The sequence below is a fragment of the Streptomyces diacarni genome, from assembly GCF_003323715.1.
GTDB lineage: Bacteria > Actinomycetota > Actinomycetes > Streptomycetales > Streptomycetaceae > Streptomyces > Streptomyces diacarni.
This window is the reverse complement of the sequence record NZ_QOIN01000028.1, coordinates 273,298-300,269: the sequence shown is the minus strand read 5'-3', so window position 1 is coordinate 300,269 and position 26,972 is coordinate 273,298. Positions and strand designations below refer to the sequence as shown.

At 70.9% G+C, this 26,972-nt stretch carries 24 protein-coding genes; 3 read left to right on the top strand and 21 right to left on the bottom strand.

From position 1 onward, the window contains the following. Positions 1 to 6: 6 nt before the first annotated feature. From DTL70_RS04630 to DTL70_RS04585, 10 genes are all read right to left on the bottom strand, one after another. Positions 7 to 2,817, bottom strand: a complete 2,811-nt coding sequence (locus DTL70_RS04630; RefSeq protein WP_114020528.1) for a DEAD/DEAH box helicase — start codon at positions 2,815 to 2,817, stop codon at positions 7 to 9. Positions 2,818 to 2,997: 180 nt separating this feature from the next. After that, entirely contained in the window at positions 2,998 to 3,975 is a 978-nt protein-coding gene (gene tatC / locus DTL70_RS04625; protein ID WP_114020527.1) for a twin-arginine translocase subunit TatC, read from the bottom strand. Positions 3,976 to 4,078: 103 nt separating this feature from the next. Beyond that, the gene (gene tatA / locus DTL70_RS04620; RefSeq protein ID WP_114020526.1) at positions 4,079 to 4,366 is read right to left on the bottom strand and encodes a Sec-independent protein translocase subunit TatA; all 288 of its coding nucleotides are present in this window, start codon (positions 4,364 to 4,366) and stop codon (positions 4,079 to 4,081) included. 250 nt (positions 4,367 to 4,616) lie between these two features. Next, complete coding sequence (locus DTL70_RS04615; protein ID WP_114020525.1) at positions 4,617 to 4,847, bottom strand: hypothetical protein; 231 nt, start codon at positions 4,845 to 4,847, stop codon at positions 4,617 to 4,619. 122 nt (positions 4,848 to 4,969) lie between these two features. After that, positions 4,970 to 5,932, bottom strand: a complete 963-nt coding sequence (locus DTL70_RS04610; protein WP_114020524.1) for a helix-turn-helix transcriptional regulator — start codon at positions 5,930 to 5,932, stop codon at positions 4,970 to 4,972. Positions 5,933 to 5,947: 15 nt separating this feature from the next. Next, entirely contained in the window at positions 5,948 to 6,964 is a 1,017-nt protein-coding gene (locus DTL70_RS04605) for a helix-turn-helix transcriptional regulator (protein WP_114020523.1), read from the bottom strand. A 158-nt stretch (positions 6,965 to 7,122) separates the two neighbouring features. Further along, positions 7,123 to 7,497 carry an FKBP-type peptidyl-prolyl cis-trans isomerase gene (locus DTL70_RS04600; RefSeq protein WP_114020522.1) on the bottom strand — a complete coding sequence of 125 codons (375 nt, stop codon included), beginning with the start codon at positions 7,495 to 7,497 and terminating at the stop codon, positions 7,123 to 7,125. A 153-nt stretch (positions 7,498 to 7,650) separates the two neighbouring features. After that, the gene (locus tag DTL70_RS04595; RefSeq protein ID WP_245978999.1) at positions 7,651 to 8,541 is read right to left on the bottom strand and encodes an FKBP-type peptidyl-prolyl cis-trans isomerase; all 891 of its coding nucleotides are present in this window, start codon (positions 8,539 to 8,541) and stop codon (positions 7,651 to 7,653) included. Positions 8,542 to 8,911: 370 nt separating this feature from the next. Continuing rightward, positions 8,912 to 10,273: a Pup--protein ligase gene (pafA, locus tag DTL70_RS04590; protein ID WP_114020520.1), complete on the bottom strand. Its 1,362-nt coding sequence runs from the start codon at positions 10,271 to 10,273 to the stop codon at positions 8,912 to 8,914. A 15-nt stretch (positions 10,274 to 10,288) separates the two neighbouring features. Next, a complete protein-coding gene (locus DTL70_RS04585) occupies positions 10,289 to 11,608 on the bottom strand; it encodes an MFS transporter (protein WP_114020519.1) in 1,320 nt (439 codons plus the stop codon). Positions 11,609 to 11,693: 85 nt separating this feature from the next. Here DTL70_RS04585 and DTL70_RS04580 point away from each other — a divergent pair, with 85 nt between their 5' ends. Beyond that, a complete protein-coding gene (locus DTL70_RS04580) occupies positions 11,694 to 12,752 on the top strand; it encodes a LacI family DNA-binding transcriptional regulator (RefSeq protein ID WP_114020518.1) in 1,059 nt (352 codons plus the stop codon). A 138-nt stretch (positions 12,753 to 12,890) separates the two neighbouring features. Here the strand turns inward: DTL70_RS04580 and prcA are convergent, their stop codons facing one another. From prcA to DTL70_RS04535, 9 genes are all read right to left on the bottom strand, one after another. Beyond that, complete coding sequence (prcA, locus tag DTL70_RS04575; protein WP_114020517.1) at positions 12,891 to 13,628, bottom strand: proteasome subunit alpha; 738 nt, start codon at positions 13,626 to 13,628, stop codon at positions 12,891 to 12,893. 53 nt (positions 13,629 to 13,681) lie between these two features. Continuing rightward, positions 13,682 to 14,527, bottom strand: coding sequence for a proteasome subunit beta (gene prcB / locus DTL70_RS04570; RefSeq protein WP_114020516.1), 846 nt, complete (start codon positions 14,525 to 14,527; stop codon positions 13,682 to 13,684). Further along, positions 14,479 to 14,655 carry an endonuclease domain-containing protein gene (locus DTL70_RS34095; RefSeq protein WP_342776458.1) on the bottom strand — a complete coding sequence of 59 codons (177 nt, stop codon included), beginning with the start codon at positions 14,653 to 14,655 and terminating at the stop codon, positions 14,479 to 14,481. Before DTL70_RS34095 ends, prcB begins: the two co-directional genes overlap by 49 nt. 174 nt (positions 14,656 to 14,829) lie before the next feature. Then, positions 14,830 to 15,048 carry a ubiquitin-like protein Pup gene (locus DTL70_RS04560; RefSeq protein WP_114020515.1) on the bottom strand — a complete coding sequence of 73 codons (219 nt, stop codon included), beginning with the start codon at positions 15,046 to 15,048 and terminating at the stop codon, positions 14,830 to 14,832. A 157-nt stretch (positions 15,049 to 15,205) separates the two neighbouring features. Then, complete coding sequence (gene dop, locus DTL70_RS04555; RefSeq protein WP_114020514.1) at positions 15,206 to 16,717, bottom strand: depupylase/deamidase Dop; 1,512 nt, start codon at positions 16,715 to 16,717, stop codon at positions 15,206 to 15,208. Positions 16,718 to 16,946: 229 nt separating this feature from the next. Further along, positions 16,947 to 18,710 carry a proteasome ATPase gene (gene arc, locus DTL70_RS04550; protein WP_114020513.1) on the bottom strand — a complete coding sequence of 588 codons (1,764 nt, stop codon included), beginning with the start codon at positions 18,708 to 18,710 and terminating at the stop codon, positions 16,947 to 16,949. A gap of 285 nt (positions 18,711 to 18,995) precedes the next feature. After that, positions 18,996 to 19,565, bottom strand: a complete 570-nt coding sequence (locus DTL70_RS04545; RefSeq protein ID WP_114020512.1) for a hypothetical protein — start codon at positions 19,563 to 19,565, stop codon at positions 18,996 to 18,998. A 236-nt stretch (positions 19,566 to 19,801) separates the two neighbouring features. After that, on the bottom strand, positions 19,802 to 20,710 hold the full coding sequence (locus DTL70_RS04540; RefSeq protein ID WP_114020511.1) for a tRNA (adenine-N1)-methyltransferase: 909 nt from the start codon (positions 20,708 to 20,710) through the stop codon (positions 19,802 to 19,804). A 166-nt stretch (positions 20,711 to 20,876) separates the two neighbouring features. Then, positions 20,877 to 22,157 (bottom strand): site-2 protease family protein, encoded by a 1,281-nt coding sequence (locus DTL70_RS04535; RefSeq protein WP_114020510.1) that lies wholly within the window; start codon positions 22,155 to 22,157, stop codon positions 20,877 to 20,879. Positions 22,158 to 22,291: 134 nt separating this feature from the next. On the opposite strand from DTL70_RS04535, the gene DTL70_RS04530 reads away from it, so the two are divergent. Together DTL70_RS04530 and DTL70_RS04525 are read left to right on the top strand one after the other, a co-directional pair. Beyond that, positions 22,292 to 23,164 carry a RecB family exonuclease gene (locus tag DTL70_RS04530; protein WP_114020509.1) on the top strand — a complete coding sequence of 291 codons (873 nt, stop codon included), beginning with the start codon at positions 22,292 to 22,294 and terminating at the stop codon, positions 23,162 to 23,164. A 64-nt stretch (positions 23,165 to 23,228) separates the two neighbouring features. Continuing rightward, positions 23,229 to 23,900: a response regulator gene (locus DTL70_RS04525; protein WP_114020508.1), complete on the top strand. Its 672-nt coding sequence runs from the start codon at positions 23,229 to 23,231 to the stop codon at positions 23,898 to 23,900. 278 nt (positions 23,901 to 24,178) lie between these two features. On the opposite strand, the gene DTL70_RS04520 is transcribed toward DTL70_RS04525, so the two are convergent. Further along, the gene (locus DTL70_RS04520; protein ID WP_181860778.1) at positions 24,179 to 25,771 is read right to left on the bottom strand and encodes an ABC transporter substrate-binding protein; all 1,593 of its coding nucleotides are present in this window, start codon (positions 25,769 to 25,771) and stop codon (positions 24,179 to 24,181) included. Between the two features lie 407 nt (positions 25,772 to 26,178). Then, positions 26,179 to 26,880, bottom strand: coding sequence for an HAD family hydrolase (locus DTL70_RS04515; RefSeq protein ID WP_114020506.1), 702 nt, complete (start codon positions 26,878 to 26,880; stop codon positions 26,179 to 26,181). Positions 26,881 to 26,972 lie beyond the last annotated feature (92 nt).

Genomic DNA, 26,972 nt, shown 5'->3' with positions numbered 1-26,972 from the left:
CGGGCCTCAGCCGACGCTGGAGTAGGCCACCACGCCCCGCAGCATGCCGTCGATCGCCTTGCGGGCGTTCCTGGCCACCGTGCCCGACGCGGGCGCCGCGGCGGCCAGTTGCCCCAGCACATCGATGACCTGCTTGCACCAGCGCACGAAGTCACCCGCGGGCATGTCGGCCTCGCGCAGCACCTCGTCCAGCCCCTGGCCCTCCGCCCAGCGGTAGGCGGCCCAGGCGAAGCCGAGATCCGGTTCGCGCTGGCCGACGCCCTCGGCGGCGCTGAGGCGGTGGTCCTCCTCCAGCGCGTCCAGCCGCCCCCAGATACGCACCATCTCGCCCAGCGCGGCGCGAGCCCGGCCGCCGGGCATCTTGGGCGGCAGCGCGTCGTCCCCGTTGCGCGCCTCGAAGACCAGAGCGGACACGCAGGCGGCCAGCTCCGCGGGCGGAAGCCCCTCCCACACGCCCTCGCGCAGGCACTCGGAGGCCAGCAGGTCCAGCTCGCCGTAGAGCCGGGCCAGCACCCGCCCGTCGTCGGTGACGTGGTCGCCCGTCAGGTAACCGAGGTCGGAGAGCAGCGAGTAGACCCGGTCGAAGGTGCGCGCGATGGTGTTCGTCCGCCCCTCGATGCGCCGCTCCAGCTGGCGGGTGTCGCGCCGCAGCCGCTGGTAGCGCTCGGCCCATCGGGCGTGGTCCTCGCGCTCGTCGCAGCCGTGGCAGGGGTGCTGGCGGATGGCCTTGCGCAGCCGCTCGATCTCGGGGTCGTCAGCGGCGGCCGAACGCTGCTTGCGGTGCCGCTCGGGCACGTGGTGGCCCGCCTTCGTGCGCAGCGCCGAGGCCAGATCGCGCCGCGACTGGGGGCTGCGCGCGTTGAACGACTTGGGGATGCGCATCCGCTCCAGCGGCTCGACGGGGACCGGGAAGTCGATCGGCCCCAGCCGCTTGACCTGCCGCTGCGCGGTCAGCACCAGCGGCCGCGGCCCCTCGCTGCCCGCACCGCCGTCGTACCCTCTGCGGTGCCCCGAGCCGCGGCCGCCGCCCGCCCCCGGGTCCAGCACGAGGGCGAGCCCCGCGAACTTGCCGGTCGGCACGTGGATGACGTCACCCGGCTTGAGCCGCTCCAGCGCGGCGGCGGCCTGCGCCCGGCGCTGGTTGGCGCCCTGCTTGGCCAGCTCCGTCTCACGGTCCTTGAGCTGCCTGCGCAGCCCCGCGTACTCCTCGAAGTCCCCCAGGTGGCAGGTCATGGAGGCGCGGTAGCCCGCCAGGCCCTCCTCGTTCTTCTGCACCTGCCGGGAGATGCCGACGACGGAGCGGTCGGCCTGGAACTGCGCGAACGACGTCTCCAGCAGCTCACGCGAGCGGTGCCTGCCGAACTGCGAGACGAGGTTGACCGCCATGTTGTACGACGGCTTGAAGGAGGACCGCAGCGGATACGTCCGCGCGCCCGCCAGGCCCGCGAGCGCGCCCGGGTCCATGCTGCGCTGCCACAGCACCACGGCGTGGCCCTCGATGTCGATGCCGCGCCGGCCCGCGCGCCCGGTCAGCTGGGTGTACTCGCCCGGGGTGATGTCGGCGTGCTGCTCGCCGTTCCACTTGACCAGCTTCTCCAGCACCACCGAGCGGGCCGGCATGTTGATGCCCAGCGCCAGCGTCTCGGTCGCGAAGACCGCCTTGACCAGCCCGCGGACGAACAGCTCCTCGACGACCTCCTTGAAGGTGGGCAGCATGCCCGCGTGGTGCGCGGCGATGCCCCTCTCCAGGCCCTCCAGCCACTCGAAGTAGCCCAGGACGTGCAGGTCCTTGTCGGGAATGTCCTTGGTGCGCTCCTCGACGAGCTCGCGGACCTTCGCCCGGGCCGCGTTGTCGTTCAGCCGCAGCCCGGAGTACAGGCACTGCTGGACGGCGGCCTCACAGCCCGCACGGCTGAAGATGAAGGTGATCGCCGGGAGCAGCCCCTCCGCGTCCAGCCGGTCGATGACCTCGGGGCGGCTCGGCGTCCAGATCCGGGCGCGCTGGCGGCGCTCCCGCTCCCGGTCGGCCTCCCGCTGGGGCCGTCCTCTGCGGCGGTCGCGGGGCAGCCGGCTGTTCTCCATCCGGGCCATGCGCACCAGGTCGGGGTTGACCTCGCGCTTGTCCCGCGACTCCTCGAACAGGTCGTACATCCGCCGTCCGGCCAGCACGTGCTGCCACAGCGGCACGGGACGCTCCTCGGAGACGATCACCTGGGTGTCGCCGCGCACGGTGTCCAGCCAGTCACCGAACTCCTCCGCGTTGGAGACGGTCGCCGACAGCGACACCAGGGTCACCGACGCCGGGAGGTGGATGATCACCTCTTCCCACACGGCGCCGCGGAAGCGGTCGGAGAGGTAGTGGACCTCGTCCATGACGACGTGGCCGAGGCCCAGGAGCGACTTGGAGCCCGCGTACAGCATGTTCCGCAGCACCTCGGTCGTCATCACGACGACCGGCGCCTCGGAGTTGACACTGTTGTCACCGGTCAGCAGGCCGACCTTGTCGGAGCCGTACCGCTTGGCCAGGTCGTTGTACTTCTGGTTCGACAGCGCCTTGATGGGCGTCGTGTAGAAGCACTTGCGGCCCTGGGTGAGGGCCAGGTGGACGGCGAACTCGCCCACGATGGTCTTGCCTGAACCGGTCGGCGCGGCGACCAGCACTCCCTTTCCTGCTTCGAGGGCTTGGCACGCCTCTATCTGGAAGGGGTCCAGATCGAAGTCGTACATGTCACGGAAGGGGGCGAGAGCGGTGGCCTGCTCCGCGGCTCGCTCGCGCGCCGCCGCGTACCGCTCTGCTGGGGACAGATCCTCGGTCATCGTATGTACGAGCCTACCGGCCACCACCGACACAACTCACGATCTTTACCGGCTGATGGCACGTGGCAGCGGCCCGGGCCGCGCGACCGGTCAGGGGAGCGGCCTCCCCCGGCACCCGGGGCCGCAGCGGGCGGGCAACCGTGCCGCACCCGTCACAGGCGGTCGGCAGTCGGCAGTCGCTCAGGTGATGTCGTCGTAACCGCCGCGCCGGGGTCCTTCGCCGTTGCCCGTGTCCCCGCCGGTGTCGGGTTCGGCGGCCGGGCGGGGCGCGGGCAGGCCGTCGGAGGCGCCGACGGTCTCCGGGGCGTGGTCGAGCGGGGCGGCCTCGTCGTCGTCGAGACCGGCGTAGGGGTCGTCGCGCTTGCGCCTGCGGTCGTTGAACAGGCAGATGCCGACCGCGCTGAAGTACAGCGCCACGATCGGCGCGGCGAGCGCGACCATCGTCAGCGGGTCACCCGTGGGGGTGGCGACGGCGGAGAAGACGGTGATCCCGATGACCATGCCGCGCCACCAGCCCAGGAGCCGCTTGCCGGTCAGCACGCCGCCGAAGTTCAGCAGGACGAGCAGCAGCGGCAGCTCGAAGGCCAGGCCGAAAACGATCACCAGACGGGTGACGATGTTGAGGAAGTCGTCGAGCGGGATGAGGTTGCCCGCACCCTCGGGGCTGAAGTCCAGCAGCGTCTCGGCGGCCTTCGGCAGGATCAGGTAGGCGAGGTAGGCCCCGGCCACGAACAGCGGCACACCGGCGCCGACGAAGGAGCGCGCGTACCGCTTCTCGTGCTTGTGCAGCCCGGGCGCGAGAAAGCCCCACAGCTGGTGGAGCCAGACCGGCGAGGCGATGACGACGCCCGCGGTCAGCGCCACCTTCAGCATGATCGTGAAGGGTGCGATCAGGCCGTTGATGGTGATTTCGGCGCAGGTCTCGCCCTCCTTGGCGGCCTCTCCGAAACCCTTGCTGCAGCCGACCGACTCCCGCACGGGGTTCATCAGGAAGTCGGCGATCTGCTTGTAGTAGACCATCGCCACGATCGTGACGACGAGGATGGCCAGCACCGACTTCATGAGACGGTTGCGCAACTCCCGCAGGTGGTCCGCGAGCGGCATGCGCCCCTCGGGGTCCTTCTGCTGTTGACCCTGCTTACGGGCAGACTTGAGCAACCCTCATCCTCGGTCTCGAAGTGTCGGATACAGCGTTCTCCGCCGCCGCTCGGCCGGCACCGGGCGACGGGCGGGAAGAGGGTCGGCGCGCCTGGCCGGCCGCTCAGCCCTGCTTGGCCTGGTCGGCCGGCTCGGAGACGGGGCGCGAGGTCGCCACGTCGCCCGGCGCCGCCTGGATGGTCTTCGCCGTCGACTGGCTCGCGTCGCCACGCTTGTCCGCGTCGCTGTCGGAGGAGGAGCCTTCCTTCTTCATCTGCTTGGCTTCGCTCTTGAGGATGCGGGCCGACTTGCCGAGCGAACGGGCCATGTCCGGGAGCTTCTTGGCGCCGAACAGCAGCAGGATGACAAGGAGAATCAGTACGATCTCCATGGGCTTCAAACCTGCGATCATGTGCCACTACCTTCTCGCCGGGCGGCGGGTTGCTGTACCTGCCGGATGAATCGGACTGGCTGCATCGTGCTGACGTGCCGAATCGATCGTAACCCTGCGGAGTGAACACCGGGCAATCCCCGTGCATCGACCCGATTGCGCGCTCCAGGCCGCATCGACGCGACATCAGGCAGCCTACCGCTCCTCCGCGCTCACCTGGAGACCGCCTTGTACGGCGGCGATACCGGCGGCGCCTCCCGTACCCCTGCGGCTACCTTGCCTCCGGGTCCTCGGCGCCACCCGTGCCGTGCACGCGGCCACCGCGTGCCGCCAGCGGCTGCGCCGCGCGCTCCAGGTTCTCCGCCGCCCGTGTGATCCGCTCCGAGCTGTCACCGACGGCGCGCGAGAAGCGCCGCACCTCCAGTCCCACACGGACGGCGAGGACCCCGAGAACGGCGATCCCGCAGAACGCGAGCGCCAGGAAGAACATCGGCCAGAGCATGCCCGCCAGCTTAGGCCGTCACCGCGGGCCTGCCGAACCACCGGTTCCGCCTCTCGGCGGCCCCCTCCTCCGCGGCCCCCTCCTCCGCGGCCGACGCCCGACAGAGGCGGAGCCACCACGGCCTACGCGTCGTACGCGGCCAGTGCCTTTCCGGCGGCCTCCCGGGCGCTGGCCGCCAGGTCCGCCGGGGCCGTGATGCGCCCGTCGCGCCCCAGTCTCAGGGCCAAGCGGCGCAGGGAGGCGGGGTCCGGGGTGCGCAGGGTGATGCGCAGACCGCCGTCGGGCAGTTCCTCGGCGCTGTCGTACGGGTAGTACTCGGCGACCCAGCGCCCGCCGGGCCCCACCTCGACGACGACCTCCGGATCGGTGGCCGCGGGCTGCACGAGCCCGGCGCTCAGATCGCGGGGCTCTATCGGCGGCGGGTCGGCCCGCTCGTCCAGCAGTTCGATCTCGGCGACCCGGTCGAGCCGGAAGGTACGCCGCGCCTCGGAGAGCCGGCACCAGGCCTCGACGTAGGTGTGCCCGACGGCGAAGAGGCGGATCGGGTCGACCTCGCGCTCGGTCAGCTCGTCCCTGGCCGGCGAGTAGTACTTGATCCACAGCCTGCGGCGCTCGGCGATGGCCCGGTCGACGTCGGCGAACACGCCGCCCTCCGACTCGAAGGTGACCGACAGCCGGGCGCTGGCCCCCGCGGTCTCCCCCGCGGCCGACTCCAGTTTGGCGGTGGCACGCTGGAGCGCGTCCCGGTCGCTCTCGCGCAGCCCCGGGAGGGTGGCCACGGCGCGGGCCGCGACCAGCAGCGCGGTGGCCTCGTCAGCGGCCAGCCGCAGCGGCTGCGCCGTGTCGGCACCCAGCGCGTCGGCGTTGCGCCACCAGATGCGCTCGCCGTCGGTGTCGATCTCCAGCAGGTCCCCACCACGGAAGCTCGTACCGCACATGGGCAGCACGTTCAGGTCGGAGATCAGCTCGTCGGCACTGATGCCGAACGCGCGCGCGACCTCTTCGACCCGGGCCCCCGGGCGGTCCTTGAGGTAGGTGACCAGCGAGAGCATCCTGCGGGTCTGGTCGATCGCGTTCACGGCCATGCGGTTCTCCTCCCCTCAGCCCTTGGCGACGGCGCGCAGCCGGTCGATGACGTCGGCACGCAGCTCGGCCGGTTCCAGCACGACGACATCGGGGCCGAACTCGACCAGCCAGGCGTCCAGGCCGTGCCCGTACGGAATCTCCAACTCGTCCCACCCGTCATCGAGTTCCCGGGTGGCGAGCGCCCGGGCGCGCAGCGGGTAGCCCGCGCCCTCGCGGAGTTTGATGCGGGCGGTGCTGGTTGCGCCCTCGCCCGCCCAGCGCTCCACCGTCTCCCGCACCGTCACCTGATCGGGTACGGCAGCCAAGAAGGCACCGGTCCGCGAGCGGACGGTCCCGGTGATCCGGGAGAGGCGGAAGACCCGCTCGTCCTGCCTGCCCCTGTCCCAGCCCGCGAGATACCAGTGCCCGCGCCAGCACTCCAGCGTCCAGGGTTCGACCTGGCGCCGTTCGGAGCGGGCGGCGTTGGACTTGCGGTAGTCGAACACGACGGGGCGGCGGTCGCGGCAGGCCAGCATGAGCGGCTCGAACGCGGCCTCCCGCGCGGGGATGTGCGGTTCCAGCGTGCCGAGCTGGCGCTCCCCGCCCTGTTCGGGGACGGCCCCGGGCGGCATACCGCCCGCGGCGTGCAGCTTCTGCAGGGCTCCGCTGGCCGCGGACGCCAGGCGGGCCTGCTGCCAGACCCGGGCGGCGAGCCCCAGCGCGGTGGCCTCGGCGGCGTCCAAAGCCAGTGGCGGGAGGCGGTTGCTGTCGCGGCGGGCGACGTAGGCGGTCTCCCCGTCGACGTTCTCGACGGTGTCGATGACCAGGCCCAGCTCCCGCAGGTCGTCCTTGTCCCGTTCGAACATGCGGCTGAAGGACTCGGTGGAGCCGGTGGCGCCCTCCCCGCCCGGGACCACACCGGCCCCTCCCGAGCCGAAGGCCTCGACGTAGGCCTCGATGGAGGCGCGCAGCTCCCGTTTGGTGAGCGGGCGGCGGGCCCCCAGCAGGCACAGCGCCAGATTCATCAGCCGCTCGGCCTTGGCAATCGCCATGGGTTCCCTCGTGCCCTCTGTGATGCTGTTCTGGACCCTCGACCGTACCGTTGGCGCGGCCGTCGACAAAAGCCGGGAGCCCCGCGAGGTGCGGAACTCCCGGCCCGTGTGGTAACGGCGCCCGTTTCCGGCCGCCGCTTCCTGCTGTTTCCCTGCTGTCAGACGGCGATGAGATCGCAGACGAAGATCAGCGTCTCGCCCGGCTTGATCCGCCCGCCGCCCGCGCCGCTGTCACCGTAGGCGAGGTGGGCGGGGATGGTCAGCCGGCGGCGGCCGCCGACCTTCATGCCCTGGACGCCCTTGTCCCACCCGTCGATGACCTGGCCTGCGCCGAGCTGGAACTGGAGCGGCTTGCCGCGGTTCCAGCTGGCGTCGAACTCCTCACCCGAGGAGAAGGAGACGCCCACGTAGTGCACGGAGACGTTGTCGCCAGCCTTGGCCTCGGCTCCTTCGCCCTCCCACAGGTCCTGGATCTCCAGGTCGGCGGGCGGGGCGCCCTCGGGGAAGTCGACCTCGGGCTTGTCGATGCTCACGAAATTGCTCCTACGAACGAATCTGCGGGACAACCGCGCCAGTCTGCCACGGACGCGGCCGCGGCGCGCAGACCGGCCGGACCGGTGCGGGCGTTCACCCCTCACGGCGAGGCAGCCGCCCCGCCCCGAGGCGAGCGCCTCACCTCGAGGCGGTCACTTCACCTCGAGGATGTCGACCGAGAAGACGACGCCGTCCTTGAACTGCTTGCGCTGCTCCTTGGGGAACTCGCTCTGCGGCACCGAGACCACCACGCGGCTGCCCGCCTTGGCGCCCTTGAGGCCCTTGCCCCAGCCGGGGATCTGCGCGACGGGGATCTCCTGGGGCGCGCCGCCCTGTGCCCAGGTGTCGTCGAGCTGCTTGCCGCCCTTCCACGCCTTGGCCGTGAAGTGGGTCAGGATGGTGCTCTTCTCGTCGACGGACTTCTTGCCGTCGCCCTTGACGACGGTCTCGCTGATCAGCTCGTCCGGGGCCTCGTCCTTGCCCTTGGGCATCTCGACCGACGGCGCCTTGTCCTTGTCGATCTTCGTGCTGACCTTGGGCAGCTGCGGGTTCTGCGGCTTGGCCACGGGCTTGCCGTCGATCTTGTTCGGCGCGATCTTCTCCAGGTCCACGACGAAGACCAGCGTGGAGTTGCCGGGAATCGTGGGCGGCTGGCCCTTCTTGCCGTAGCCCTTGTTCGGCGGGGCGACGATCTCGACCCGGCTGCCGATCTTCTTGCCGACCAGCGCCTCGTCCCAGCCCTTGATGACCTTCCCCGTGCCGATCTGGAAGGTGGCGGGGGCCTTACGCTTCCAACTGCTGTCGAACTCCTTGCCGTTCCACAGCTGGCCCACGTAGTGCGCGCTGACCGCGTCGCCCTTGTGGACCTTCTGCCCGTCGCCGTTCTTGAGCACCTTCGTCTTCAGGTCGGACGGCGGGTCTCCGGCCCCCTTGTCGATCTTGGGCTTCTTGCCCCACGACCCGCTGACGGCCGGGGGCTTGGAGTCGGACCCGCCGTCGTCCGAGCAGGCCGCCGCCGAGACGGCCAGCAGCGGCACGGCCACGAGCGCGGCGATGCCGCGCGTGCCCTTCCTCGAAAGGGCCCGGGAGGCTCGGGGGGTACGGGGGTTCGAGCCCCCGGGAAAATGCAACATGTATTCCACTCGCGGGTTCAGGGGTGTGCGTACGGTGCCTCAGCCTACGACCCGGCAACGAGGCCGCCACCGCCGACGACACGGCACACTCCCGGCACCTGTCAATGCCAGGCTGACCCGGAGCGCCGGAGGGCGTCCGGAAGAGACCCGATCCGCCCGCCACCTGCTCGCGAGCACGCGGCCGCGCCCGGCCGTGCGGCCCACGGACCGCATGCGAGGAGACGTCCGTCACATTCCCGTGGCATGCGCGACGCGGGTGCCCGCGTCGCGCATGCTCACGTCACATGCCCGCGATGAGCTTCTCGACCCGCTCGTCCACCGACCTGAACGGGTCCTTGCACAGCACCGTGCGCTGCGCCTGGTCGTTCAGCTTCAGATGCACCCAGTCCACCGTGAAGTCGCGACGCTGCTCCTGGGCCCGCCGGATGAAGTCGCCGCGCAGCCGGGCGCGCGTCGTCTGCGGCGGCACCGACTTGCCCTCGAAGATCTTCACGTCGTTGCAGATCCTGGCCGCCTTGCCGCCGCGCTCCAGCAGGTAGTACAGCCCTCTGCGGCGGTGGATGTCGTGGTAGGCGAGGTCTATCTGCGCGATCCTCGGGTGCGACATCGTGATGTTGTTCTTGTTCCGGTACCGCTCGATGAGCTGGTACTTCATCACCCAGTCGATCTCGGTGTTGATCTTGTCGAGCTCCTGGGTGCGGACCGCCTCCAGAGCCCGGCCCCACAGCTCCAGCACCTGCTCGACCCGGCCCGTGCGGATACCGCGCCGGTCGCAGAAGTCCAGCGCCTTGTCGAAGTACTCCTGCTGCACCTCAAGCGCCGAGGCCTCACGGCCGCTGGCCAGCCGGACCTTCCGCTGGCCCGTGATGTCGTGGCTGACCTCGCGGATCGCCCGGATCGGGTTCTCCAGCGTCAGGTCCCGCATCACGGTGCCCGCCTCGATCATGCGCAGCACCAGGTCAGTGGCGCCGACCTTGAGCAGCATCGTCGTCTCGGACATGTTCGAGTCGCCCACGATGACGTGCAGCCTGCGGTAGCGCTCGGCGTCGGCGTGCGGCTCGTCGCGGGTGTTGATGATGGGCCTCGAGCGCGTCGTCGCCGAGCTGACGCCCTCCCAGATGTGCTCGGCACGCTGGCTGACGCAGTAGACGGCGCCCCGCGGGGTCTGCAGCACCTTGCCCGCGCCGCACACCAGCTGCCGCGTCACCAGGAACGGGATGAGGACGTCCGCGAGCCGGGAGAACTCCCCGTGCCTGGCCACCAGATAGTTCTCATGGCAGCCGTAGGAGTTGCCCGCCGAGTCGGTGTTGTTCTTGAAGAGGTAGACGTCGCCCGCGATGCCCTCCTCGTGCAGGCGGCGTTCGGCGTCGACCAGCAGGCCTTCGAGGATGCGTTCCCCCGACTTGTCGTGGGTGACCAGCTCGGTCACGCTGTCGCACTCGGGTGTCGCGTACTCCGGGTGCGAGCCCACGTCCAGATAGAGGCGCGCGCCGTTCCGCAGAAACACGTTGCTGCTGCGGCCCCATGACACCACACGGCGGAAGAGGTACCGCGCCACCTCGTCGGGGGACAGCCGCCGCTGCCCCCGGAACGTACATGTGACGCCGTACTCGTTCTCCAGCCCGAAGATTCGGCGGTCCATGACTGAACATTACGCCTACAGAGACGATCTGAAACCGGGTTCCGGCTCACCGTTCCGATCTGTTTGCGCACCTGGGGCTCGGGTTTCCGCCTCCGGCTGCGGGGTTTCCCCGCCCGGCGGCCGGGCCGGGGAGCCGGTCACCGCACCGCGGGCGTCACCCTCCGGCGGGCGCAGCACCCTCCGCCCCGCCAGCATGACGCCGAGCGCCGCCAGTCCCCCGGCCCCCGCCAGCGCGAATCCGGCCCCCGTACCGGCCGTCTCGAGGACCGTGCCCACCACGGCGGTGCCCGCTGCGGCGCCCACGCCGAACGTCGTCACCAGCCACGAGAAGGCCTCGGTCACCGTGCCGGACGGCGCGTGCCGGTCCACGACCACGAACGCACACGCCAGCGACGGTGCCAGGAAGCATCCCGACAGGGCGCCCAGCGCCACCATCGGCGGTACACCGGGCACCAGGGCGAGCGGCAGATTTCCCGCCGCGAACAGGCCCACCAGCGCCAGCAGCCTGCCCTCGTGGCTGCCCGGCCAGCCGCGCCCCCCGTAGACGACGCCGCCCACCAGCGCGCCGGCGCCCTGGGCCGCCAGCAGGTACGTCGAGATGAGCGTGTCGCCGTGGTCGTCCGCGTAGGAGACGGCGGCCAGCGCGAACGTGCCCAGCGCCAGGCCGACGAAGAAGAACGACGCCAGCATCACCTTCAGCCCGGGCGAGCGCAGCGCGCCCAGCCAGTGCGGGGTACGGGGCGCCGACCGCCAGCGGCGGGACGGGGGCGAGAGCACGACCGAGAGGGCGCCCAGCACTCCCAGCGCGTTGACCACCAGCAGCGCGGCCGCCTCGCTCCACCCCGCGACCAGCAGCGTCACCAGCAGTGGTCCCGCCGCGAACATCACCTCCTGAGCGACGGCGTCGAGCGCGTAGGCCGTGTGGACCTGCTCCTGGCGGCGCAGCACGCTGGGCCACAGCGCCCGCAGACCGCCCTCGAGCGGCGGTGTGCACACTCCGAACACCAGTACGCAGGCGCAGGCGAGCGGCAGCAGGCCGACCCCCGTGAGGGCGAGCGTGCCGGCGCCGAGCGCGGAGAGCACCGCGGCGGGCAGCATCACCCTGGGCTGCCCGAACAGGTCCACCAGGCGGCCCAGCATCGGCTGGCCGAACGCCGTGGCGAGCCCGTAGAACGCGGAGAGCGCACCGGCGAGCGTCATGCTGCCGCCCTCCGCGCGGACGAAGAGCGCGATCGCGATCGGCCCCGTGGCGTTCGGCAGCCTGCCCACCAGTGTTCCCGCCAGCAGGCGCACCGCGTGCCTGGCCCGCAGCAGTTCGGCGTAGCCCGTCGCCATTCCACCCCACCCCTCGGTCATAGTTTTACGTATAACGCGCTCGCCATACGTACCATGCGAGCGAGCCGCGGTGAAGGAGTTTTCCGTGCCGGCACAGCACACCGAAGACGGCGGAACCCCGCGCCGCCACCAGGCGGCCCGCTCCGCGCGCCCCACAGGACACGACGTGGCGGACGCGGCCGGGGTCTCCCAGGCCACCGTCTCGCTCGTCCTCGGCGGCAAATGGGAGGGCAGAGTCTCGCCCCGCACCGCCGAGGCCGTACGCGCCGCAGCCCGCACCCTCGGCTACCGCCCCAACCTGGCCGCCCGCACCCTGCGCCTCGGCCGCACCCGCACCGCGCTGCTCGTCGTCCCCGCCCTCACCGGGGAGTTCTTCGCCGCCGTGCACCAAGGAGCCGTCGAGGTCGCCACCTCACACGACTTCGGAATCGTCCTCTACCCCTCCCCCGAGGGCATCGAGAAGGCGCCCGACCCCTTCGCCTCGGCCCGCACCGCCCTGGACGGCGTCATCGCCTCCTCCATGGCCCCCGAAGCCCTCGCCACCCTGCGCGGCGAGGGCCTGCCCCTGGTGATGCTGGACAGCGACGAGGGGGACTGCGACGCCACCGTCAACGTCGACATCGCGAACGGCATGCGGCAGGTGACGGCTCATCTGCTCGCGCTCGGTCACCGGAACGTCGCCCACCTCGCGGCCGACGTGGACTCCTGGACCTTCACCGCGCGAGCGGACGCCCTCGCAGGCGCCCTGCGGACGGGCGGGGGCGCCGTGGTGCGCACCGAACGGGCGCCCCTGAGCGTGGCGGGCGGGCTGGACGCGGCCACCCGGGTGCTGGCGCAGAGCGACGCAGACACCCCGACCGCGCTGGTGTGCGACGACGATCTGCTGGCCGCCGGAGCGTTGAAGGCCGCGCGGCGGCTCGGCGTGCGGGTGCCGGAGGAGATGTCGGTGACCGGGTTCGACGACCTGACGCTGGCCACCGCCGTGGAGCCCGAACTCACCACCGTGGCACTGCCGGCCCAGCAGGTGGGGGCAGCCGGCATGGAGGCGCTGCTGGCCGTCGTGGAAGGACGGGCGCCCCGACCGGTCCGGCTGCCGGTACGCCTGCTGGAGCGCGGCTCGACCGGCCCGCGCCCCACACTGTGACGACCCGGCGGCCGCCGGGCACCTGAAAATCCGGTGAGCGGCCGGCGCCGCCCGAGCCCGACACCCGCCGGGCGTCGGCGCGTGGCCGCCCGCGGCCCGGAGCGCTGCGCCGAACGCCGGGCCCCGGGCCGTCGCCGGTTACTCCTCCGAGGAGTCCTCCCTCGCCTCCGGGGCGGGCGTCTCCTCCAGCAGACGGGCCACCTGCGCTGCCGGGACACGCTTGAACTTGCGCTTCTGGGAGCGCTGCCGATCGAGCACGGCAACCTCCAACTGCTCCGCCGACAGCTCCCGCTCGCCGCCGTTGCTGTCCCGCGCCAGCGCCACGGCGCCCAGCTTCAGCGTCTCGCCCAGCGACATTCCCTCCCGGTGCCGCTGGTCCATGTAGCTGCCGATCTGGTCCGAGTTGCCGCCGACAGCGACCGAGCCGTGCTCGTCCACGATGGAGCCGTCGTGCGGCAGGCGGTAGATCTGGTCGTCCTCGGGGGCCGCGCCCACCTCCGCGACGATCAGCTCGACCTCGTAGGGCTTCTCGGCATTCGAGGAGAAGATGGTGCCCAGCGTCTGGGCGTAGACGTTGGCCAGACCGCGTGCGGTGACGTCCTCGCGGTCGTAGGTGTACCCACGCAGGTCGGCGTAGCGCACGCCGCCGATGCGCAGGTTCTCGAACTCGTTGTACTTGCCGACCGCCGCGAAGGCGATGCGGTCATAGATCTCGCTGACCTTGTGCAGCGCCCGAGAAGGGTTCTCGGCGACGAAGACGATGCCGTCCGCGTACTGCAACACGACCACGCTGCGGCCACGCGCGATGCCCTTGCGGGCATACTCCGCGCGGTCGGCCATTGCCTGCTGGGGCGACACATAGAACGGCGTCGACACCGGCTATCCGTCCCTTCCTGTCCGTATGGATGCGATGTCCGGGGTGTCCGGGCCTAGGAGGCCGGGGCCTGCGGGCCGTTGGGCTGCTGGAGGCGGCCGTCGTAGACCGCCTGGGCCAGCCCGGAGACCTCGTCCTCGCCGAGCCTGCGGTAACCGTCCTGGGTGATCGTCGCCACGATCGGGTAGATGCGGCGCGTCAGGTCGGGGCCGCCGGTGGCCGAGTCGTCGTCCGCGGCGTCATAGAGGGCCTGGAGGACGACGGTGGCCGCCTGCTCCTCCGTCATCTCCTCCCGGTACAGCTTCTTGAGCGCGCCGCGGGCGAAGACGGAGCCCGAGCCGACACCGGCGAAGCCGTACTCCTCCGAGCGGCCGCCCGTCACGTCGTAGGAGAAGATGCGGCCCCTGTCCCTGTCCACGTCGTACCCGGCGAACATCGGGACCACGGCGAGCCCCTGCAGGGCCATCCCCAGATTGCTGCGGATCATCGTGGAGAGGCGGTTGGCCTTGCCCTCCAGGGAGAGCGTGGAGCCCTCCACCTTCTCGAAGTGCTCCAGCTCCAGCTGAAAGAGCTTGACCATCTCCACGGCGAGGCCCGCGGTGCCCGCGATGCCCACCGCCGAGTACTCGTCGGCCGGGAAGACCTTCTCGACGTCGCGCTGCGCGATGACGTTGCCCATCGTCGCCCGCCGGTCCCCGGCCAGGACGACGCCGCCGGCGAAGGTCGCGGCCACGATCGTCGTCCCGTGCGGCGCCTGGACGGCGCCCTCGACGGGCGGCAGCGACCGGTTGCCCGGCAGCTGCTCTGGCGCGTGGGTGGACATGAAGTCCATGAACGACGACGACCCCGGCGTCAGGAAGGCAGCAGGTAGACGCCCGGTGCTACGAATTTCGGCTTCCACACGTTTCCTTCCACATAGGCGGCCGCGCGCCGACGGGCGTCCGACCGATCCTCTCGGTGCCCCAGCACTCCGTCGCGGCTGAAGCACGGTACGCCCCGGACCTTACCCGGCTCATGATCGTGATCCACATGCTCCGGGCGCGGTCTTCGGCCCTGCCGCTCGGGTACGCGCACGCGGGCGGCGCTCCCGTGGCGAGCCGTCCGGCCCGGCCCCTGCGGCGCCCGAAGGCCGCCGGGGACAGGCGCCGTCGGCGGCACGCACCTCCGCCCACCCGGACCTCTCCCTTCGCTTCGAAGGGAGAATCACTGGCCACCCTTCTGAACGAAACTCCGAACAAAGTCCTCCGCGTTTTCCTCGAGCACATCATCGATTTCGTCGAGGACGGAGTCCACATCGTCGGAAAGCGCCTCCTGGCGCTCCTTGAGGTCTTCCGAAGCCTGCGCGTCCTGCGCCTGCTCCTCGGTCTCCTCGGTGTGGCGGGTGGACTTCTGCTGTCCGCCGCCGGTGTCCTTGGTCGCCATTTCCCTCACCCCGCTCGGTTCGGTGATGCACGCGGAACGTACAAGATCAGACCCTACAAGCCGGGACTGACATCGGCTCCTTGGTTGCTTCAACGTCCGGGAACCACCCCGATGATTCCCGCCCGGCGGACCGAATAGCCATGATTCGGCCCTCGCGTCAGTTCCCGGACAACACCTTGACCAGCTCTTCCGCCGTCCGGCAGCGGTCCAGCAGCTCCTTGACGTGCTCGCGGGTACCCCGCAGCGGCTCCAGCGTGGGAACCCGTTGCAGAGAGTCACGACCCGGCAGGTCGAAGATCACCGAGTCCCAGGAAGCGGCGGCCACGTCGTCGGCGTACTGCTCCAGGCAGCGGCCGCGGAAGTAGGCACGGGTGTCCTCGGGAGGCTTGAAGGCCGCCTCCTTGACCTCCTCCTCCGAGAGCAGGCGCTGCATCGAGCCGCGGGAGACGAGGCGGTTGTAGAGGCCCTTGTCGCCGCGCACGTCCGCGTACTGGAGATCCACCAGGTGGAGCCTGGGAGCGTCCCAGTCGAGCTGGTCACGGCGGCGGTAGCCCTCCATCAGCTCGCGCTTGGCGACCCAGTCCAGCTCCCTGGACAGGCTCATGGGGTCGCGCTCCAGCCGGCCGAGCACGTCCTCCCAGCGGGCCAGCACGTCGCGCGTCTGGTCGTCCGCGTCCGCGCCCCAGCGTTCCTCGACGTACTTGCGGGCGAGCTCGTAGTACTCCATCTGGAGCTGGACCGCCGTCAGAGTGCGTCCATCACGCAGGGTGATCAGCTGGGCGAGCGTCGGATCGTGCGAGACCTGGTGCAGGGTGCGTACCGGCTGGTCGACGGCGAGGTCCACCGCGATGAAGCCGTCCTCGATCATGGAGAGCACCAGCGCGGTGGTCCCCAGCTTCAGGTAGGTGGAGACCTCGGAGAGGTTCGCGTCCCCGATGATCACGTGCAGCCTGCGGTGCTTCTCCGCGTCGGCGTGCGGCTCGTCGCGGGTGTTGATGAGGGGGCGCTTGAGCGTGGTCTCCAGCCCGACCTCGACCTCGAAGTAATCGGCGCGCTGGCTGAGCTGGAACCCGTGCTCGCTGCCGTCCTGGCCCAGCCCCACGCGTCCCGCGCCGCACATGACCTGGCGGGAGACGAAGAACGGGGTCAGGTGCCGCACGATGTCCGAGAAGGGGGTCTCCCGCTTCATCAGGTAGTTCTCGTGCGTGCCGTAGGAGGCGCCTTTGTTGTCGGTGTTGTTCTTGTAGAGGTGGATGGGGCTCGTACCCGGCACCTCGGCCGCCCGTTCGGCGGCCTCGGCCATGATCCGCTCCCCCGCCTTGTCCCACAGCACGGCGTCCCTCGGATTGGTGACCTCGGGGGCGCTGTACTCGGGGTGGGCGTGGTCGACGTAGAGGCGCGCTCCGTTGGTGAGGATGACGTTGGCCAGACCGATGTCCTCGTCGGTCAGCTGGGTGGCGTCGGCCGACTCACGGGCCAGGTCGAAGCCGCGGGCGTCCCGCAGCGGGTTCTCCTCCTCGAAGTCCCAGCGGGCGCGCCGCGCCCGGTGCATCGCGGCCGCGTAGGCGTTGACCACCTGGGACGAGGTGAGCATGGCATTGGCGTTGGGGTGCCCGGGCACGGAGATCCCGTACTCGGTCTCGATGCCCATTACGCGCCGTACGGTCATGCTGCCCTCCTTGCCTGACGGCGGTCCGCCGGTGGACCGCCGTTCAAGTCCCGCTGCGCGTCCTTTCCGCGTGCGGCCCCCTCCCGCCCGCTGCGCGTCTCGGCGGTGGTGACGAGCCTATGACGCGCGGGCCGGGTGCGGCAGATCACCGGGCGGACTTCCTTGGCGCCCCGGGAAACGATCCGGCTGCGGGTACCCCGTCGGGAACCCGCAGCCGGACTGGTCCTCTTTACAGGTACTGACCGGTGTTGGCGACGGTGTCGATGGACCGGCCGGTGTCCGCTCCCTGCTTGCCGGTGACCAGGGTGCGGATGTAGACGATCCGCTCGCCCTTCTTACCGGAGATGCGGGCCCAGTCGTCCGGGTTGGTGGTGTTGGGCAGGTCCTCGTTCTCCTTGAACTCGTCCACGCAGGCGGACAGCAGGTGGGAGACGCGCAGACCCTTCTGGTTGTGGTCGAGGTAGGCCTTGATGGCCATCTTCTTGGCGCGGCCGACGATGTTCTCGATCATGGCGCCGGAGTTGAAGTCCTTGAAGTAGAGCACTTCCTTGTCACCGTTGGCGTAGGTGACCTCCAGGAAGCGGTTCTCCTCGGACTCCGCGTACATCTGCTCCACGACCGACTGGATCATGGCGTCGCTGGCGGCGTCCAGGTTGCCGCCGTGCTCGGCCACGTCGTCCGCGTGCAGCGGCAGCGTGGATGTCAGGTACTTGGAGAAGATGTCCTTGGCGGCCTCGGCGTCGGGGCGCTCGATCTTGATCTTCACATCGAGGCGTCCCGGGCGCAGGATCGCCGGGTCGATCATGTCCTCGCGGTTCGAGGCGCCGATGACGATGACGTTCTCCAGGCCCTCCACGCCGTCGATCTCGGAGAGCAGCTGCGGGACGATGGTGTTCTCCACGTCCGAGCTGACGCCCGAGCCGCGCGTGCGGAAGAGGGAGTCCATCTCGTCGAAGAAGACGATGACGGGCGTGCCCTCGCTGGCCTTCTCGCGCGCCCGCTGGAAGACGAGGCGGATGTGCCGCTCCGTCTCGCCGACGTACTTGTTCAGCAGCTCGGGGCCCTTGATGTTGAGGAAGTAGCTCTTGCCCTGCGGCTTGCCCGTCACCTCGGCGACCTTCTTGGCCAGCGAGTTGGCCACCGCCTTGGCGATCAGCGTCTTGCCGCATCCCGGCGGGCCGTAGAGCAGCACGCCCTTGGGCGGGCGCAGTTGGTGCTCACGGAAGAGGTCGGGGTAGAGGTAGGGCAGCTCGACGGCGTCCCTGATCTGCTCGATCTGGCCGCCGAGGCCGCCGATCTTGGTGTAGTCGATGTCGGGGACCTCTTCGAGGACGAGCTCCTCGACCTCGCTCTTGGGCACGACCTCGTAGACGTAGCCCGAGCGGCTCTCCAGCAGGAGGGCGTCCCCGGCCCGCAGGGTGGCGCTCAGCAGCGGCTCGGCGAGCCGCACCACGCGCTCCTCGTCCGTGTGGCCGACGACGAGCGCGCGCTCCCCGTCGTCCAGCACTTCCTTGAGGGTGACGATGTCTCCCGCGCGCTCGAACTCCATGGCCTCGACCACGTTGAGCGCTTCGTTGAGCATGACCTCCTGGCCACGCTCGAGCTCCTTGAGCTCCACGTTCGGACTGACGTTCACCCGCAGCTTGCGTCCGCCGGTGAAGATGTCGGCCGTGTCGTCCTCGTTGGCCTGCAGGAAGACCCCGAAGCCGGACGGCGGCTGGGCGAGCCTGTCGACCTCTTCCTTGAGGGCCACGATCTGGTCGCGCGCCTCACGGAGCGTGTTCGACAGGCGCTCGTTCTGGGCGGACACGCCGGCCAGGTTGGTCTGCAGCTCGACGATCCGCTCCTCGAGAATACGAGTGTGGCGCGGAGAGTCGGCGAGCTTGCGGCGCAGGACGGCGATCTCCTGCTCAAGGTAGGCGATCTGGCCGGACGGGTCGTCGCCCCGACCGGGCCGGATGCCGCGGTTGGTGTCGTCGTCGTGGGCTGCCACGGTCCTCACCTCCTCCAGGGGGAGCTGGACGCTTCGACCCTACCTGGACCGGTGCGGGTTGAAACCCCTAGATCACAAAGACGGTCGGGGTGTGTCCGATCTTCACCCTTGCGCACTCCCCTCAGCACTGGGAATACCCATCCACAACCATCTGAAAGCGACCGGTTGCGACGGCGAGATGTTCAACACCCTTCAAGGGCGGCCCTGTTTCGCCACCCGGCGCCTTCGGCGGGCGGTTCGGCGCGGCGCCGGCCCCGCGGACCGCGGGCGGCCGCGAGCGCCGGCTCAGACGCTGAGTCCGCCGCCCGCGACCGGCGCGGCGCGCAGGACGAACTTCCCCTCGCGCCATTCCCACTTGACCTTGCGGCGCTTGTCGGGACAGCAGCGGGGCACGTCGGAGGAGGAGTAGCCGAGGAGAGTGGCGGAGATGCCGGCGTCACGGACGGCCACATCGTCGACCGACATCCCTTCCTTCTGCTCGACGAGGGTGGCGACGACCCGGGGCGCGCCCCCGTCGGCGGCCCGGGCGAGGACGAAGACGGCGCTGGGCGGGGTGCCGCCGTGGGCGCGGCAGCGGACGACGGCGACGGTCTCGTCGGTGCCGTCCCCGTCGAAGTCGGCGCCCGCCGCATCGAGTACGTCGGTCCCCGAGCCGCCCCGCCCGCAGTCGAGGGGGTAGCGGGCCTGGTCCGGATCGGGCGCCGGGGCGGAGGAGCCGCCGGAAGAGGAAGAGGAGGGAGCCGGGGTGGCGGTGGCCGGCTGGAGGAGCGCGGTGGCCCCGAGGACCGCGGCGAGGGCGGCGGCGGTGGCGAGCCAGTGAGCCGTGCGGGAGCGGGTGTGCGGCAGTTCCGTCACGCGGGGTGACTCCTGTGTGCGGGCGACGACGGGTGCGGTGTGGAGCGGCGAGGAGTGCGGAGCTGGTGCGAGGAGGAGGTGCCTCGCATGGTGCCACAGGTCACACCCGCACGGAACGTCCGGGTCCCCTTCCGATCGTTGCCGCGCCCCAACGCGACTGCCCCGCACCCGGTTTCGCGGCGGGTGCGGGGCAGTGGGCGTGTCGTGGGAGGCCCGTCGTGGGCCGGGCCGGGGCTTCAGGAGGAGGCGCGGCCGCCGGACTGGCTGCCGGGGCCCGTGTAGTCCTCGCCGTAGGCGCCCTTGGCGGGGCGGCGGCGGCGCAGCGGGGGCTCGACGCCGTCGGCGAGGCGGCGGGCGGTCAGCAGGAAACCGGTGTGGCCGATCATGCGGTGGTCGGGGCGGACGGCGAGGCCCTCGACGTGCCAGTTGCGGACCATGGTCTCCCAGGCCTGCGGCTCGTTGAACGTGCCGAACTCGCGGACCGACTCGACCATGCGGGCCATCTGTGTCGTGGTGGCGACGTAGGCGCACAGGATGCCGCCGGGCACCAGCGCCTTGGAGACGGCCTCCAGGCACTCCCAGGGGGCGAGCATGTCGAGGATGACGCGGTCGACGTCGGGGTCGGACAGGTTGTCCTGGAGGTCGCCGACGGTCAGGGTCCAGGCGGGGTGGGGGCTGCCGAAGTAGCGCTCCACGTTCTGCTGGGCGATGGCGGCGAAGTCGGCGCGGCGCTCGTAGGAGTGGAGCATGCCCTGGTCGCCGATGGCGCGGAGCAGGAAGGTGGACAGGGAGCCTGAGCCGACGCCTGCCTCGACGACGCGTGCGCCGGGGAAGATGTCGGCCATGGCGAGCACCTGGCCCGCGTCCTTCGGGTAGACGACGGCGGCCCCCCGTGGCATGGACAGGACATAGTCGGGGAGCAGGGGACGCAGCGCGAGGTAGGCGACGTTTCCGGTGGTACGGACGACACTCCCCTCGGGCACACCGATCAGCTCGTCGTGGGGGAAGGCTCCCTTGTGGGTGTGGAAGCTCTTCCCCTCTTCGAGGGTGATCGTGTAGTGGCGGCCCTTGGGGTCGGTGAGCTGGACCTGGTCCCCGACCTTGAAGGGCCCGCGACGGCGGGCGGCACCGGTCGGTTCGGACATGCCGACAGCCTAGCCGGTCCCGGCCTGCCGCCGTGCGCTGGGCCACCCGGGCACGGGCCGCCACCAGCTCCGGGACCCCGGCGGCCCGCCGCCGCCCGGCATCCCTCGGCCCCGAGGGGCTCGGGCGCCTCGCCCCGGCGACCAGTTCCCCTCGGCCCGGACGGGCTCAGGTACGGGCGCCCCGCCGGTCGGCGCGGTTCGACATGGCCGCGACGAACGCCCGCTCGACGTCCCCGGTGGACAGCACCCCGTAGATCTCACCGGTGTCCTCCACGACCAGGTACTCGGTCGCCGGAGTGGCACGCAGCCACTCCAGCAGGTCCTCCCCGGCCAGCTCCGCGGGAACGCGCATGCCCTCCTTGAGATCCTGCGCGAGTGTACTGACGGCCACCCAGGGGCGCCGGTGCTCGGGGACGGAGGCGATGGCGGCCTCCCGTACGAGGGAGAGCGGATCGCCCTTGCCGTCGACGACGACCAGCGCACGGGCCCCGGCGGAGTTGGCGCGGCGCAGGGCCTCGGACAGCGGGGTGTCGGTCTCCACGGGCACGGCTCGGCGGGTCAGCGTGCGGGCGCGCAGCTCGGGAAGGCGCTCGCGCAACCGGGCCATCCGCAGGCTGTTGCCCGCGCCGGTCCAGATGATGGCCGCCAGGATCGCGGCGAGCAGCGCGTCGGTCAGCGAGTCCATACCGCTGACGCCGCCCCTGGCGAGCCCGCCCGCGTGGGTGGCCAGCGGAAGCCCGATCAGCACGGCCACGGCCAGCGCCCGGCCCACCCAGGCGGCGGCGACCGTGCCCGTCATGGGCTTGCCGCTGATCTTCCACACGACGGCGCGCAGCATCCTGCCGCCGTCCAGCGGCAGCCCGGGCAGCAGGTTGAAGACGGCCACGAGCAGGTTGGAGACCATCAGCCCGGCCAGCAGGACGCCGGGGACGGTGCCCGGCTCCACGGCGCGCATCGCGACGTAGAACACGCCGGCCAGCACCAGCGAGAAGAGCGGCCCCACGAACGCCAGGACGAACTCGCGCCCCGGCGTCTCCGACTCCTTCTCGATCTCGGAGACGCCTCCGAAGAACTGCAGCTGGATGCGGCGCACCGGCAGCTTGAAGCGGAGCGCGGCGACCGTGTGGGCGAGCTCGTGGACCAGCACAGAGGCGTAGAAGGCCACGGCGAAGAACAGCGCGATCAGATAGCGCAGGCCGCCCAGCTCGGGCAGGACCCGTTCGAGCTGGCCGCCGAAGACCCAGGTGATGAGCGCGGCCACCAGGAACCAGGAGGGCGCGACGTAGACCGGGACGCCGAACGGGCGTCCCATCAGGATGCCGCCGCCAGGCGGGTTCGGGCGGGCGGGTCTGCCGGGGGTCGGCTTGCGGGAGGACGGCCCACCATGGCCGGTCCCCTGGCCGGAGCCACCGGCCGGCGGCTTCCCGTCGTTGTCCTCGTCCGCCACGGGTTCCCCTCTGCTGCTTCCCTCGCGTCCCGCCGCTCCGCGCCGCCTGCCGGATCGGCCTGCCGTACGGTGCGAGGGGTCTGCCGTCGATGGTAAGTGTCCGCTGTCAGTGGTGGGCCTTAGGGTCTTATCCCATGAAAACCCGCGCGGCCACACCGCCGACCTCGCTGTCGCCCTCCCGGGCAGCGGACTTCATGCAGTGCCCGCTGCTCTACCGCTTCCGGGTGATCGACAAACTGCCGGAGAAACCCTCCGCCGCCGCCACCCGCGGCACGGTGGTGCACGCGGTGCTGGAAAGACTCTTCGACGCGCCTGCGGCCGAGCGCAGCGCGGGCCGCGCCCGGGGCCTGGTGGCCGGCGAGTGGGAGCGGCTGCTGGCCAAGCGGCCGGAGCTGGCGGAGCTGTTCGCCGAGGACGGCGCCCAACTGGCGCAGTGGCTGACGCAGGCCGAGGAGCTGGTCGAGCGGTGGTTCACCCTGGAGGATCCCACCCGGCTGGAGCCCGCCGAGCGGGAGCTGTTCGTGGAGGCCCGGCTGGAGTCGGGGCTGCGGCTGCGCGGCATCATCGACCGGGTGGATGTCGCACCGACGGGTGAGGTGCGCATCGTCGACTACAAGACGGGCAAGGCGCCGCGCCCCGAGTACGCGGACGGGCCGCTGTTCCAGATGAAGTTCTACGCCCTGGTGCTGTGGCGGCTGCGCGGCGTGCTGCCCCGGAGGCTGCAGCTGGTCTTTCTCGGCAGCGGCGACGTGCTCACCTACGACCCGCAGGAGGGCGACCTGCGGGCCACGGAACGCAAGCTGCTGGCGCTGTGGGACGCGATCAGCAGGGCGACGGAGACGGGTGACTGGCGGCCCAAGCCGGGCAAGCTGTGCGGCTGGTGCGACCACCAGGCGCACTGCCCGGAGTTCGGGGGCACTCCCCCGCCGTATCCGCTGATGATCCAGCCGCGGCTCCCGGAGCCGCGCGCGGCCGAGGAGGTGGCGGCCCCCGAAGCGGGGGACTGAGCGGGCCGCCCCGGCGCCTGGGTGAGAATGGGGCGACCGCTGCCGCCCCGCCGAAGGAGTTCCTGTGGCAATCCGCGTACTGCTGGTGGACGACCAGCCGCTGCTGCGCACCGGCTTCCGGATGATTCTGGAGGCCGAGCAGGACCTGGCGGTGGTCGGTGAGGCCGGGGACGGCCTGCAGGCGCTGGATCAGGTGCGGGCGCTCCAGCCCGATGTGGTGCTGATGGACATCCGGATGCCGCGGATGGACGGGGTGGAGGCCACCCGGCGGATCACGGGCCCGGCCAAGGACGGCCCGGCCAAGGTGCTGGTGCTCACCACCTTCGACCTGGACGAGTACGTGGTGGAGGCGCTGCGGGCCGGCGCGAGCGGGTTCCTGCTCAAGGACGCGCCGGCCGGGGAGCTGGTGCAGGCCATCCGGGTGGTGGCGGCGGGCGAGGCGATGCTGGCGCCCAGCATCACGCGGCGGCTGCTGGACAAGTACGCGGGCAAGCTGCCCTCGGGCGAGGAGCCGGTGCCTGACACCCTGCACCAGCTGACCGAGCGCGAGGTCGAGGTGTTGAAGCTGGTGGCGCGCGGGCTCTCGAACGCGGAGATCGCCGCCGACCTGTTCGTGAGCGAGACGACGGTCAAGACCCACGTCGGCCACGTGCTGACCAAGCTGGGGCTGCGCGACCGGGTGCAGGCGGCGGTGTACGCGTACGAGAGCGGCCTGGTCCGGCCGGGCTCCGCGTAGCCGCTCGCGGCCGCCGGCGTGGGCCGGCGGCCGTTCGCGGCCCGGTGTCTCCCCGCAGCCCGGTGTCTCCAGGGGGAGCGGCTCCCGGCCCGACGTCTCCACCGGAAGGCTCCCGGCCCGACGTGCCGGCCGGCAGCCGCTCGCGGCACGACGTCCCGGCCGGCGGCCGTCGCCTCAGCATTCGGGCGGCGGCGTCGCCTTCCCCCTTGGCGGCGGCCGTCGTCCCTTCCCCTCCCCCGTCGCGACGGCCACGCCCACCCGGGCCTCGGGGCCGGCCGTCAGCCTTCCTCGCCGCGGCCCAGTTCCCAGAGCTGGAGCACGGAGGAGGAGCTGAGCGCCCATTCGACGCCGGTGATGTCGTCGCCCGCCGCCAGGTACTGCTTGCCCTGCCACAGCGGCAGGACGGGCACGTCCTCGGCGACGATGTCCTGCGCGCGTCCGAAGGCCTCGGTGGTCGAGGTGCGTTCGGTCTGCCGGCGGGTCTGCGGGACGATCTTGTCGCGGATCTTCCGGTTGGTGTAGGGCGAGCCGAGGAAGTTGTCCTTCTCGAAGAAGGGTGCGATGAAATTGTCGGCGTCGGGGAAGTCCGGGTACCAGCCGTAGCCCCACACCTGGTACTTGCCGCTGGTGGCCGCGGGGCGGAACTTGCTCCACTCGACGCCCTTGGTCTCCACCTTGAACAGGCCGCTGTCGTTGAGCTGCTTTTTGAGGGTGGCGAACTCCTTGGCGGTGGCGTCGCCGTAGTGGTCGGTGGTGTAGCTGAGGGTCAGCTCGACGGGCTTGTGGATGCCGGCGCCGCTCAGGATGCGCTCGGCCTTCTCCTTGCTGGGCTCCCCGTACTTGCTGAAGAACGAGTTGCGGTGCGCGGTCAGCCCGGCGGGCACGAGGCTGTAGAGGGCCTCGGCGCTGCGGTCGTAGGCGTCGCGCGTGATTTCCTTGCGGTCGACGAGCTGGGCCATGGCCTGGCGGACGGCCTTCTTGCCCGCGGTGTCGTCGTCGGTGTCGAAGGCGAGGTAGCGGATTTCCTGGCCGGGCTGTTCGACCAGTTCGATCCCCTTGTCCCGGGCGTTTTCGAGCTGGTTGACCCGGTCGGGCGAGATGGTGCGGCCCATCACGTCGATCTTGTCGGCCTTGAGTGCCCTCTCCATGGACCGCGAGGTGTCGAAGAAGCGCAGTTCGATCTTGTTGTTGTGCATCTCCAGGTCGCCGTTGTAGTGCGGGTTCTTGGTGAGTACGGCGGACTTGGCGTTGATGCGGTCGAGCGCGTAGGGGCCAGAGCCGGTCAGTTCGGAGCCGCGGACCAGGGAGTCGGCCGGGTAGGTCTGGCTGTCGACGATGGCGGCCGCGGGGGTGGTCAGCTTGTACGGGAAGGTGGCGTCGGGGTTCTTCAGGTGGAAGACGACCTCGCGCTTGCCTCGCGCCTCGACGCGGTCGAGGTTGCTGAAGAGTACGGCGGGCCCGCCCTTGTGGTTGATGCGCTGGAGCCGCTGGAGGGAGAACGCGACGTCCTTGGCGTCGAGCTCGTTACCGTTGGAGAATGTCAGGCCCTTGCGCACGGTGCAGCGGTACTGCTCGTTCTGCGCGTCGGTGAAGCCGCACTTGGACGCGGCGTCCATCTCGGGCGAGGTGCCGGTGCGGGGCAGGCGCAGCAGCGTCTGGAAGGTGTTGCGCATGACGCTCCAGGCGGCGACGTCGTACGCGGCCGCGGGGTCGAACGGGGCCGGGGCGCCCTTGCTGACCGCGAAGTGGTCCGTGGTGCCGACGACGATGGGTTCGCCGTCCGCGCTCCCGCCCTCTTCCGACCCGCATGCGGCGAGAGCCGGCGCGAGAAGCCCGACGAGCACGGGCAGCACCAGAGTTTTACGGTTCATCGTCGACGATCTCCTCGCCCGGCCGGGGTTTGTTGCAGGAGGTGGAATGGCCGGTGCTCCGACATTAATCGTCCGCTCGGGTAATCCTTGAAGCCCTGGTCACCAGGGAGCTTTCACGGACAGGAACCACGGGCTTCCTGTCCGCTATCCGGACGTCGGGACGTATTTGGCGTCGCCCCATCAATGCGGACACAAGGGAAGGACATTTTCCTCACCAGTCACAGGAGCACCACACAGGCGACCGCTTGTCGAGGGGGCCGAACGTGACGAACGTCACTGGACCAATCCGGGCAGCGGACACCGGAATTCGTCCTTCTCCGACGGCTCACGGAATCCGCCCGCCACCCGCCCGTGACGGTGTTTCCCGGGGCGCCCGGCAATGCGGCTGGCGGCGAAATGCCGGGCGTTCAGCGAGCGACCATGATCAGGGAACGCAGCAATTCGAGATCGACTTCTTCGAGTGAACGCACAATGGTGCGCCCCGACTTGGGCTCGATGGGCGCGATGGAGGGGACGGCCACGACCTGGCACCCCGCGGCCTCCCCCGCGGCGACGCCGGTGGCGGTGTCCTCGACAACGGCGCACCGTGCCGGATCGACCCCCAGCCTGCGCGCCGCGATCAGATAGGGGTCCGGATGGGGCTTCGTGCGCACCAGCTCGTCCCCCGCGACGGTGAGGGCGAAGTTCTCCCGCCCGATCCAGGTGAGCATGCGGTCCACCACGGTGCGGTGGGAGGCCGAGACGAGGGCCGCGGGGATCCGGTGCGCGGCCAGCTCGGCCAGCAGCCTGCGCGCCCCGGGCATCAGTTCGACGCCCTTGTCGAGGCGCTCGGTGAACTTGGCGTTCAACAGCACGCTGAGCTCGTCCAGGGCGATGTCCGCCGCCGTGGCCTCGATGAGGAACCCGGCGCTGCGCGACATGGGGCCGCCGACCACGATCTGCCGCCACTCGTCCAGCAGCTGGTGGCCCAGCTCGGCGAAGACCTCCACCTCCGCGTCCCACCAGTAGTCCTCGGTGGCGACGAGCGTGCCGTCCATGTCCAGCAGCACGGCCTGCAGCGCGGGCTCTTCACCCGTAAGGGTGGTGACGGCGGGGGTTGTACCGGCCATCCGCGAACACCTCCAAAGGGACGACAAGGCCGGTCGTCCCCTCCCTACCGGTGGAAGGGGACGACCGGCCTGTACCGGACCGATCAGTCTAC

Bases quoted from the DNA above. Each gene is read 5' to 3' on its own strand.
- DTL70_RS04540 (WP_114020511.1), bottom strand. From the start codon at position 20,710: ATGTCCGAACCGACCGGTGCCGCCCGCCGTCGCGGGCCCTTCAAGGTC.
- tatA (WP_114020526.1), bottom strand. From the start codon at position 4,366: ATGATCGCAGGTTTGAAGCCCATGGAGATCGTACTGATTCTCCTTGTC.
- DTL70_RS04610 (WP_114020524.1), bottom strand. From the start codon at position 5,932: ATGGCCGTGAACGCGATCGACCAGACCCGCAGGATGCTCTCGCTGGTC.
- pafA (WP_114020520.1), bottom strand. From the start codon at position 10,273: ATGGACCGCCGAATCTTCGGGCTGGAGAACGAGTACGGCGTCACATGT.
- dop (WP_114020514.1), bottom strand. From the start codon at position 16,717: ATGACCGTACGGCGCGTAATGGGCATCGAGACCGAGTACGGGATCTCC.
- DTL70_RS04605 (WP_114020523.1), bottom strand. From the start codon at position 6,964: ATGGCGATTGCCAAGGCCGAGCGGCTGATGAATCTGGCGCTGTGCCTG.
- DTL70_RS04530 (WP_114020509.1), top strand. From the start codon at position 22,292: ATGAAAACCCGCGCGGCCACACCGCCGACCTCGCTGTCGCCCTCCCGG.
- DTL70_RS04585 (WP_114020519.1), bottom strand. From the start codon at position 11,608: ATGGCGACGGGCTACGCCGAACTGCTGCGGGCCAGGCACGCGGTGCGC.
- DTL70_RS04630 (WP_114020528.1), bottom strand. From the start codon at position 2,817: ATGACCGAGGATCTGTCCCCAGCAGAGCGGTACGCGGCGGCGCGCGAG.
- DTL70_RS04615 (WP_114020525.1), bottom strand. From the start codon at position 4,847: ATGCTCTGGCCGATGTTCTTCCTGGCGCTCGCGTTCTGCGGGATCGCC.
- DTL70_RS04520 (WP_181860778.1), bottom strand. From the start codon at position 25,771: ATGAACCGTAAAACTCTGGTGCTGCCCGTGCTCGTCGGGCTTCTCGCG.
- DTL70_RS04560 (WP_114020515.1), bottom strand. From the start codon at position 15,048: ATGGCGACCAAGGACACCGGCGGCGGACAGCAGAAGTCCACCCGCCAC.
- DTL70_RS04515 (WP_114020506.1), bottom strand. From the start codon at position 26,880: ATGGCCGGTACAACCCCCGCCGTCACCACCCTTACGGGTGAAGAGCCC.